Consider the following 2,203-nt stretch of genomic DNA (forward strand, 5'->3'; position numbering starts at 1 on the left):
TTCACCACATGGATGCCGGCCTGGATACCGTGCCACGCCAGATAATCCGCCAGCCGTCCGCCTTCCTCCGGAGCTGTCGAGGACGTATGCGCGGTCAGGATATGGACCGTCGCGGCCCTTAACAGGAACGGCATCGCGGCGGCCACGGCACGGGTGCATTCGGCACTGCCGTTCCAGGCAATGGCGACCGTGCCGCCGATCTTCGCGGGCGGCCGATCCGGCGCCAGCAGCAGCGGCCGGGAAGAGTCGAGCAGAGTCGATTCCAGCGTCACCGCCATCCGGTTGTCGCCCCGGCCGGCCCCTTGGGAAAACACCACCAGATCGGACAGGCGCGCTTCGGCCGGAACGATGTCGTCGATGCGGCCGGTTACGGATTTGAACCATCCCGACGCCATGCCCGGCCCCGGCGCCGACTGGGTCACTGCGGCCTGAGCCGCCGCACGCGCGGCTTCGAAGTGCTGGCGGGCGGTTTCGGCATCGGCCGCCGCATCCTTCTCCGCCGCCTTCATCAATTCTTCGATCAGCGCCGCGGACATGCCGTCGCCCAGCATCGGTATCGCGTCGCGCGCATCGATCTTGACGTGGAGCGCCTCTACATGGGCATCGAAGATCCTGGCGACCGTGAAGCCCATGGCGAGGACAGCGCGGTCGCTGTCACGGCCGGTCACCGGCACGAGAATTTTTCGAAGCATTTTTACCGCTCCCTTATTTCATCAGGAAGTCTGTTATCCTGGGGAGCTTAAGACCGCGCCTGTCCATTCTCAATGACTCACATCAATTCGACGACCGAATAGCTGACTACCACCAATGCTACATTTGGATCAATTATGAGATAATTTGGCGCAATTTTGATTTGCTGTCCTCATCACCATCGAGATGAACGACCCGCGGCCACGAGATTTCCCCGATGTCGTAGGTTAACTGGCGCCGGACCACGCTCTCGTCGGCATCGGAGGCATCGCCGGTCCGGGCCTCGACACGGGCGATCAGCACTTCGGGAGGCGCCTCCAGCCAGATGCCCCGGAACGGGACCCCAAGACGGCGCGCGAGGTCCTCCAGTGCCGCCCGCTCCCCGATCCGGGCATGGACGGCATCGACGACGACGCCGTGGCCGGCGGATACGATCCGGCGCGCCCGGTCCGCCAGTTCGGCATAGACACGGTGCGTCATGCCGGGAGCGTAGGCTTCGGGCGGCAGGCGGTCGGTTTCGGCTACTCCCCACAGCTCCTTCCGCACGGCGTCGCTGCGAAGCACCACAGCACCCGGCGCCGGACCGATGGCGGGAGCAAGCATGCGGGCGGCCGTGGTCTTGCCGGAGCCGGAAAGTCCGCCGACCGCCACCAGCTTCGGCCTGGGCGGATCGATCGCCGCCAGCGCATGGTCGAAGTATCCGCGTGCCGACCGGTCCTTGCCGGCCGAGGCCTCGACCTTGGCGCGGACCGCGGCGCGGGTCGACAGGAACAGCGGCAGCAGCACCAGCCCGCCGATATCGCCGGTCCGCTCGAGCATGCGGTTGAACAGGGCATTGGCAAGGGGACGCAGGCCGCGATGCTCAAGGTCCATCAGCAGGAAGGCCTGATCGTAGAGCACGTCGACGATCGCGATGTCGTCGTTGAACTCGATGCAGTCGAACAGGGTCGGCTGCCCGTCCACCAGACAGATGTTCCGCAGGTGCAGGTCGCCGTGGCAGAACCGGACCAGCCCGCCGTCGCGCCGGCGGTCGAGCAGGCCGGCGTGCCGGTCCAGCGCCGCGCGGGAAAGGTCCGCCAGCCGCGTCAGCCTGTCCGGTTCGAACAGGTCGGGCCGCTCGGCGAGCTCGGCGACATTGTCCTCCACCACCCAGCGCATCGCGGCCTGCCCGCCGCGGTCGGTGAACCGCTCCGCCGAGGCATGGAAGGCTGCGACGGCATCGGCCAGCCGGCGCATCAGGTCGGCGTCGAGCCTGCCGCTTTCGGCCATGCGGTCGAACAGCGCTTCCCGATCGACCCGGGCCATGACGACCAGCCAGTCCTCGGCCTCCCCTTCCGCCCTCTGGACCAGCGGTCCCAGCCGGAAGCCGCCGGCAGCGCCCCGCAGCACGGGGGCCAGGCCGAGATAGAGCGACGGGGCCGTCCGGCGGTTCAGCTTCACCTCCGCCTCGCAGGCGGCGGCCCGCTTCTCGCGCGTGCCGTAGTCCATATAGGGAAAGCTGACGGCCCGCTTG

At 67.5% G+C, this 2,203-nt stretch carries 2 protein-coding genes; both read right to left on the reverse strand.

Features of this window, described 5'->3' with window-relative positions; genetic code table 11:
* A partial coding sequence (locus tag AC5JJ6_RS08820) for a universal stress protein (protein WP_496041677.1) occupies window positions 1-692 on the reverse strand: 692 nt, incomplete at its 3' end.
* A gap of 133 nt (window positions 693-825) precedes the next feature.
* Window positions 826-2,203 (reverse strand): bifunctional aminoglycoside phosphotransferase/ATP-binding protein (locus AC5JJ6_RS08825; protein WP_496041678.1); only part of this gene is annotated, 1,378 nt, incomplete at its 5' end.

The organism is Skermanella sp., assembly GCF_059503625.1.